Annotated in this window: 6 protein-coding genes; all 6 read left to right on the forward strand. The window is 66.5% G+C overall.

All coding sequences use genetic code 11. The annotated features are described in order from the left end of the window. Positions 1-12: 12 nt before the first annotated feature. Positions 13-162 (forward strand): hypothetical protein, encoded by a 150-nt coding sequence (locus AC2FNJ_RS15055; protein WP_496765370.1) that lies wholly within the window; start codon positions 13-15, stop codon positions 160-162. After that, positions 152-1,672, forward strand: coding sequence for a hypothetical protein (locus AC2FNJ_RS15060; RefSeq protein WP_496765371.1), 1,521 nt, complete (start codon positions 152-154; stop codon positions 1,670-1,672). The genes AC2FNJ_RS15055 and AC2FNJ_RS15060 overlap by 11 nt, the downstream gene beginning before the upstream one ends. Before the next feature lie 2 nt (positions 1,673-1,674). Then, positions 1,675-2,619 carry a site-specific tyrosine recombinase XerD gene (locus tag AC2FNJ_RS15065; protein ID WP_496765372.1) on the forward strand — a complete coding sequence of 315 codons (945 nt, stop codon included), beginning with the start codon at positions 1,675-1,677 and terminating at the stop codon, positions 2,617-2,619. Between the two features lie 63 nt (positions 2,620-2,682). Beyond that, positions 2,683-3,990: an HlyC/CorC family transporter gene (locus tag AC2FNJ_RS15070; RefSeq protein ID WP_496765374.1), complete on the forward strand. Its 1,308-nt coding sequence runs from the start codon at positions 2,683-2,685 to the stop codon at positions 3,988-3,990. After that, entirely contained in the window at positions 3,987-5,618 is a 1,632-nt protein-coding gene (locus tag AC2FNJ_RS15075; RefSeq protein WP_496765376.1) for an MFS transporter, read from the forward strand. Before AC2FNJ_RS15070 ends, AC2FNJ_RS15075 begins: the two co-directional genes overlap by 4 nt. Positions 5,619-5,701: 83 nt before the next feature. Beyond that, positions 5,702-8,079 (forward strand): GcvT family protein (locus AC2FNJ_RS15080; RefSeq protein WP_496765378.1); only part of this gene is annotated, 2,378 nt, incomplete at its 3' end.

Consider the following 8,079-nt stretch of genomic DNA (forward strand, 5'->3'; position numbering starts at 1 on the left):
GCAGCGAGGACGATGGGCCGTCTGATCAAGTTTCTGGTTTACATCCTGTGCCTGTGTTTCATCGGGCTGGTTGGGTATGCCTATCTGGGGCCGTTTTTCGGCGTGGATTTTTCGGCGCCGCAAAGCGAGATTAGCGAACCGGTGATCCTGAATGTTGACTAGGTCGGCGCTGCTGGCGCTGTGCCTGTGCGCACCGGCCTCGGCGCAGCAACCCCTGTCGGCGATCGAATGGCTGAACGATCCGCCGGAACACCTGCCCGGCACCGTGCTTCTGGAGCCGCCGGTCACGCAGACGGGCATGCAGCCGCCGGTCGTGGTGACGCCGCTGGAGGCGATCGCCCGCCCGCTCGGGCTGGTGTCCTCAAGCGTCACCGGCCTGCCGCTGGATCTCTGGCGGGGCAGCGATCCCGCCTACATCTCCGAATTGATCGCCAACGCTCCGGTGCGCGACAGCCCGGCCATGCAGAAACTGCTGTTCACGCTGCTTTTGTCGGAATCCCGGGCGCCGTCGGGCACCGGGGCGGACGACACGCTGCTGCTGGCGCGGCTGGACCGGCTCTTGCAACTCGGCGCGGCCGATCCCGCGCAGGCCCTGGTGCAGTTGGCCGGCCCGACCGATTCCGTCGCGCGATTCTCGCGCTGGTTCGACGCCACCCTTCTGACCGGCGACGAGGACCGCGCCTGTTCGGCCCTGATCGCACAGCCGCACCTGTCGCCGGACTATGCCGCCCAGATCTTCTGCAAGGCGCGGCGCGGCGACTGGACCTCGGCGGCGCTGACGCTGGAGGCCGCCCACGCGCTGGATCTGCTGCCGGACGAGGAACTGGCGCTGCTCGACCGTTTTCTGAGCCCCGAACTGTTCGAGGGCGCCCCCCCGCTGCCGCAGCCAGCGCGGCCCGATCCGCTGACCTTCCGCCTGTTCGAGACGATCGGTGAGCGCATCCCGACGCAATCGCTGCCCAGGGCCTTCGCGACGGCGGATCTGCGCGACGTTGCAGGCTGGAAGGCACAGATCGAGGCCGCCGAGCGCCTGACCCGGATCGGCGCCCTGACGCCCAACCAGTTGCTGGGACTTTACACCGAACGGGAACCGGCTGCCTCGGGCGGGGTCTGGGACCGGGTCGCGGCGGTGCAGCGGTTCGAAACCGCGCTGGCCGCCGGGGACGCTGCGGCCATCTCCAGGGCCCTGCCGACCGTGTGGAAGGCGATGGAGGGCGCGGGCCTGCAAGTTCCGTTTGCCGAACTTTTCGCCGCGCGCCTGATCGGCGTTGACCTCGCCCCCGCCGAGGCCGAGAACCTGCGCTGGCGCGTATTGCTGCTGTCGGACCGCTACGAGGACGCCGCCCGCACCGTTCCCGACGACTCCGAGACCAACGCCTTTCTCGCCGCGCTGGCCCAAGGCGAACCCGACCACGTTCCCGCGCCGTCGATCACCGCCGCGGCGATTGCCGGTGGGTTCACCCGCGCGGCGGAAGTCCCGCCGGAAATACAGCAATTGCTCGACAAGGAGCAACTGGGCGAGGCGATCCTGGAGTCGATGCATCTGTTCGCCCGCGGCGCGCGGGGCAACGTCGTGGACCTGACCGGCGCGCTGGCGGCCTTCCGCCATATCGGGCTGGAGGACACGGCCCGCCGCGCAGCCCTGCAATTGCTGATCCTGAACGGAGCCTGACCATGGGCGGGCCTCGCACGGCGGAACTCTGGATCTCGGCCTTCCTCGAAGCGCAGGCCGCCGAACTCGGCGCGGCGACCAACACCCTGCTGGCCTATGGGCGGGATCTCAAGGATTTCGCCGCCTGGCTGGAGCGGCGACAGGCGGATTTCGCGACCGCCGACCGCGACAGGGTCGAGGCGTATCTGATCGATTGCGACGCGCAGGGCATGGCCCGCTCGACCCGCGCCCGGCGGCTTTCGGCCATCAAGCAGCTGTATCGTTTCGCCTTCGAGGAAGGCTGGCGCGAAACCAACCCCGCCATCCAGATCCGCGGACCGGGGCGCGAAAAGCGCCTGCCCAAGACGCTGGAAGTGGTCGAGGTGGACCGCCTGCTCGCCGCCGCGCGCGGCACGGGCCGCACCGCTGCCGACCGGCTGCGCAACACCTGCCTGATGGAGTTGCTCTATGCGACGGGGATGCGGGTCAGCGAGCTTGTCTCTCTGCCGGTCGCCGCCGCGCGGGGCGATCCCCGGATGCTGCTGATCCTGGGCAAGGGCGGCAAGGAACGCATGGTGCCGCTTTCGCCCCCCGCCCGCGACGCCCTCGCCGCCTGGCTGTCGGTCCGCGACGAGGCGGAGGCACAGGCGACCGCCAAGGGCGCGCCGCCGTCGCGTTACCTGTTCCCCTCGCGCGGCAAGTCGGGCCACCTGACCCGCCACCGGTTTTATCTGCTGATCAAGGAACTCGCGGTGGCCGGCGGCGTGTCGCCGGACAAGGTGACGCCGCACACCCTGCGCCACGCCTTCGCCACCCATCTTCTGGCCAACGGTGCCGATCTGCGCGCGATCCAGACGCTTTTGGGCCATGCGGATGTCGCGACGACGGAAATCTACACGCACGTTCTCGACGAACGGCTGTCGGAACTCGTGCTCGAACACCACCCTTTGGCCAAGGACAAAGGCTAACCCCTTGATCGGACTGACCACCGCCCCCATAACGGATGCAGCATCAAGGACAACGAAGGACCGATGGACGCGACTTCTTCCGCTTTTGACGGCGCATTCTGGATCACCTCCGGCGCCATCCTGTTTCTGCTCGTGCTGTCGGGCTTTTTCTCGGGCTCGGAAACGGCGCTCACAGCCTCGTCGCGCGGCAAGCTGCGGGCACAGGCCGACAAGGGGTCGCGCGGCGCGCAGAAGGCATTGGACATCACCGACGACAACGAGCGTCTGATCGGGTCGGTCCTGCTGGGCAACAACCTGGTGAACATCCTGGCGGCCTCGCTGGCGACCGCCCTTTTCACCCGTCTGTTCGGCGAAAGCGGCGTGGCGCTGGCGACGCTGGTGATGACCCTGCTGGTGCTGATCTTCGCCGAGGTTCTGCCCAAGACCTACGCCATCACCAATGCCGAAAAGGCCGCCGCCTGGGTGGCCCCGGCCATCAGCGTCGTCGTGACGCTGTTCGCCCCGGTCGTGGCCGCCGTGCGCCTGTTCGTGCGGGGGGTGCTGCGGCTGTTCGGCGTGCAGATCGACCCGGACAGCCAAATCCTCGCCGTGCGCGAGGAAATCGCCGGGGCGCTGCAACTCGGTCATTCCGAAGGCGTGGTCGAAAAGGAAGACCGCGACCGCATTCTGGGCGCGCTGGACCTGGCCGAACGCACGGTCGAGGAAATCATGCTGCACCGCTCGAACATCCAGATGATCGACGCCGGCGCCGAGCCCGAGGCGATTCTCGAACAGTGCCTGCAAAGCCCGCACACGCGCCTTCCGGTGTTCCGCGACGAGCCCGAGAACATCATCGGCGTCGTCCATGCCAAGGATCTGTTCCGGGCCATGTATGCCCAGGTGGGCGGCTCCGAGGGCGATGCCAACCGGCTCAGGAAGTTCGACATCACCAAGGTCGCCAACGCCCCTTATTTCGTTCCCGAAACCACCACGCTGGACGACCAGATGCGGGAATTCCTGCGGATGCGCAGCCATTTCGCGCTGGTGGTGGACGAATACGGCTCGCTGCGCGGGCTGATCACGCTCGAGGACATCCTCGAAGAGATCGTCGGCGAGATCACCGATGAGTTCGACCCGGACGCCGAGATGCCGGTCATGCGCACCGAAGACGGCCAGTTCCACGTCGAAGGCGCCATGACCATCCGCGACCTCAACCGCGCGATGGACTGGTCGCTGCCGGACGAGGAAGCGAACACGGTCGCCGGCCTCGTGATCCACGAAGCGCAGATGATCCCGACCGTGGGACAGGTCTTTTCGTTCCACGGATTCCGGTTCGAAGTCACCAGGCGCGAAGGCAACCGGATCACCGGTCTCAAGATCCGGCCGCTATGACCGCCGCGGCGCGCCTGTCCGGCTGGTTCGACGCGGTCGTTCTGGATCTGGGCCGGCAGTTCCGCCTGTCGTTTCTCCCTCCGCTGATGATCTATTTCGCGGCCGGCGCGCAGGGCCTGACCGCCATCGTCGGCACGTTCTTCGTCAAGGAGTACCTCGATGTCTCGGCGGCGTTCATCGCCGGACTCGCCTTCTGGGCCGGGCTGCCTTGGGCGCTGAAGATGCCGATGGGACATTTGGTCGACCTGATCTGGCGGTGGAAGGCGCTGCTGATCTATGTCGGCGCGGGTCTGATCGCCGTCAGTTTCCTGATCATGTTCGGACTGGCCACACGGGTGCCCTGGATGGCCGGCCTCATGTCCGTCACCGGCTGGTACGTGCTCGCCGTCATCCTCGCGCCCTGCGGCTATGTCGTTCAGGACGCGGTGGCCGACGCCATGTCGGTCGAGGCCGTGCCGCGCGTGGACGCGAATGGGCAACCTCTGGATGCCGACACCGAACGCGCGCTGCACACGACCATGCAGACGCTGGGCCGGTTCGCGCTGATCGCCGGGGCGAGCACGGTGGCGCTGCTCAACATCTGGCTGTTTGCGGGCATCGAAACCCTGCCCGAGTCCGAAAAGGCCACCGTCTATGGCCAGATCTACCTGCTGGCGCTGCTGATCCCCTGCATCTCGATCTCCGGCGTGCTGCTGGCCGTCCTTCAGAAACGGCGCACCATCCGGCGGCTGATCGCAGGCGGCACGCCGCGCCAGGAGGCCCTGAGGCACTTCGATCCGCCGGGTGAGCCGGTCAAGGCCAACCACTGGTATTTCACCGGCGGCGCGGCCTTCGTCGCCATGACGCTGACGGTCGGACTGACCGACGTGCCCTTTTCGCAGGAGATCGTCTTTGCCGGCTCCATGGCCATCGTGCTGACGCTGATGCGCCAACTCATCCGCAATCTCGACCCCGCCAAGGCCCGGACGCTGGTCGGAACCGCCGTCATCGTCTTCGTCTTCCGCGCCGTGCCCTTGAACGGGGCCGCCGCGACCTGGTTCGAAATCGACGTGCTGGGCTTTGACCAGCAATTCCTGTCGGTTCTCTACTTGATCACGTCGGTGCTCACGCTGGTCGGCATGGTGGTTCTGCGACCGCTGATGGCCTCGAAGACCATCGCCGACATCGTCATTCTTCTGAGCATCGCGGCGGGCTTGCTGTCGCTTCCGGGAATCGGGCTCTACTACGGCCTCCATGAATGGACCGCGGCGCGAACCGGAGGCGTGGTCGATGCCCGCTTCATCGCGGTGATCAACACGGCGGTGGAATCGCCGCTGGGCCAGATCTCGATGATTCCCATGCTCGCCTGGATCGCGCGCAACGCTCCGCCGGCGCTCAAGGCCACGTTCTTTGCGGTCATGGCCTCGTTCACCAACCTCGCCCTGTCCGCGTCGAGCCTCGGCACCAAGTACCTCAACCAGATCTACACCGTGACCCGCGAGGTGAAGGATGCCGACGGCGTGATCACCACACAGGCGGATTACTCGGAACTCGGGATGCTGCTGATCACGGTCGCTGTCATCACCGTCGCCGCGCCGCTGCTGGCGGTCTGGCTGATCCAGCGCTCGCCCCTGCGCACAAGCGACTGAGCCAAACGACACCGAAAGTCGTTTTCGGAACAGAATGGACCCCGGCACCTTTGCAGTGTCGGGCCAAAACAAGGAGAGCTGCAATGAAAACCACATGTCAGGTGGCCGTGATCGGCGGCGGTGTCGTCGGATGCTCCGTGCTCTATCACCTCACCAAGCTCGGCTGGTCCGACGTGATGCTGCTGGAGCGTTCCGAACTGACCTCGGGGTCCACCTGGCACGCGGCGGGCGGCTTCCACACCCTGAACGGCGACACCAACATGGCGGCGCTGCAGGGCTATACCATCCGGCTCTACAAGGAACTGGAAGAGATCACCGGCATGTCCTGCGGCCTCCACCATGTGGGCGGCATCACCCTGGCCGACAATCAGGACCGGTTCGACATGCTGCTGGCCGAACGGGCCAAGCACCGCTTCATGGGGCTGGAAACCGAGATCGTGGGCCCGGACGAGATCAGGAAGATCGCCCCCATCACCAATACCGACGGCATCATCGGCGCGCTCTATGATCCGCTGGACGGGCACCTCGACCCCTCGGGCACGACCCACGCCTATGCCAAGGCCGCACGAATGGGCGGCGCCACGATCGAGACCCACTGCATGGTGCGCGAGACCAACCAGCGCCCCGACGGCACCTGGGACGTGGTCACCGACAAGGGCACGATCCACGCCGAGCATGTCGTCAACGCCGGCGGGCTCTGGGCGCGCGAGGTGGGCGCGATGGCGGGCATCTACTTCCCGCTGCACCCGATGGAGCACCAATACCTCGTCACCGACACCATCCCCGAGATCGAGGCGATCATCGACGCGGGCGGCGAACATCCGCACGTCATGGACCCGGCCGGCGAGAGCTATCTGCGGCAGGAAGGGCGCGGCCTGTGCATCGGGTTCTACGAGCAGCCCTGCAAACCCTGGGCCGTGGACGGAACGCCGTGGGAGTTCGGGCATGAATTGCTGCCCGATGATTTCGACAAGATCACCGACTCGATCGAGTTCGCCTACAAACGTTTCCCGGTTCTGGCGGAGGCCGGGGTGAAATCGGTGATCCACGGCCCCTTCACCTTCGCCCCCGACGGCAACCCGCTGGTCGGGCCGGTGCCGGGCCTGCGCAACTACTGGTCGGCCTGCGGTGTCATGGCCGGGTTCAGCCAGGGCGGCGGCGTCGGCCTGACGCTGGCGCAATGGATGGTCGAGGGCGAGCCCGAGCGCGACGTCTTTGCCATGGACGTGGCCCGGTTCGGCGACTGGATCAGCCCCGGCTATACCCGCCCCAAGGTGATCGAGAACTACCAGAAACGCTTCTCCGTCGCCTATCCCAACGAGGAGCTACCCGCCGCCCGTCCCAACCGCACCACGCCGATGTATGACATCTTCAGCGATCTGGGCGCGGTCTGGGGTCAGCAATACGGGCTGGAGGTGGCGAACTATTTTGCCCAAGGCGACGAGCCCACCTATGAAACCCCGTCTTTCCGCCGCTCTGACGCCTTCGAGGCCACCGCCCGCGAGGTGCGCGGCGTGCGCGAGGGCGTCGGCATCAACGAGGTGCACAATTTCGGCAAGTACCTCGTGACCGGTCCGAATGCCCGCGCCTGGCTCGACCGCATCATGGCCGGGCGCATCCCCGCCCCGGGCCGCCTGTCGCTGACCCCGATGCTGTCGCCCAAGGGCAAGCTGATCGGGGATTTCACCGTATCGTGCCTGGGCGAGGAGGAATTCCAGCTCACCGCCTCATACGGGGCACAGAATTTCCACATGCGCTGGTTCCAGCAACATCAGGAAGACGGCGTAACCATCGAGAATATCAGCGACAAACGCAACGGCTTCCAGATCGCCGGCCCCAAGGCCCGCGAGGTTCTGGCCGCCTGCACCCGCGCCGATGTCAGCGACATGCGCTTCATGGACGTGCGCCGCATGGTCGTGGGCATGACCGACTGCATCGTGCAGCGGGTCAGCTACACCGGCGATCTGGGGTATGAAATCTACTGCGACCCGATGGCGCAACGCCAGCTGTGGTGGACCCTGTGGCAGGCCGGGCAACCGCACGGCATGGTGCCCTTCGGCATGCGCGCGATGATGAGCCTGCGGCTCGACAAGTTCTTCGGCTCGTGGATGCGCGAGTTCTCGCCCGACTACACGGCCGCTGAAACCGGGCTCGACCGGTTCATCGCGTTCCGGAAGAACGCAGATTTCATCGGCCGCGCCGCCGCCGAGGCAGAGCGCGACTCCGGCCCCTCGCGCAAGCTCGTGGCTTTCGAGGTCGATGCCGACGATGCCGACGTGAACGCCTATGAACCGATCTGGCTGGAGGGCGAGGTGGTCGGATTCTGCACCTCGGGCGGCTATTCCCATTTCGCCCGCAAATCCATCGCCCAGGGATTCCTGCCGGCAGGCCGCGTGGCGGATGGGCTGGAGGTCGAAATCGAGATCCTCGGGCAGATGCGCAGGGCGCGCGTGATCTCGAC

It is taken from the genome of Ruegeria sp. BHSB196 (genome assembly GCF_059613135.1).

Excerpts from the sequence above, each read along its gene's own strand:
- AC2FNJ_RS15075 (WP_496765376.1), top strand. The coding sequence starts at position 3,987 with ATGACCGCCGCGGCGCGCCTGTCCGGCTGGTTCGACGCGGTCGTTCTG.
- AC2FNJ_RS15055 (WP_496765370.1), top strand. The coding sequence starts at position 13 with ATGGGCCGTCTGATCAAGTTTCTGGTTTACATCCTGTGCCTGTGTTTC.
- AC2FNJ_RS15065 (WP_496765372.1), top strand. The coding sequence starts at position 1,675 with ATGGGCGGGCCTCGCACGGCGGAACTCTGGATCTCGGCCTTCCTCGAA.
- AC2FNJ_RS15070 (WP_496765374.1), top strand. The coding sequence starts at position 2,683 with ATGGACGCGACTTCTTCCGCTTTTGACGGCGCATTCTGGATCACCTCC.
- AC2FNJ_RS15060 (WP_496765371.1), top strand. The coding sequence starts at position 152 with ATGTTGACTAGGTCGGCGCTGCTGGCGCTGTGCCTGTGCGCACCGGCC.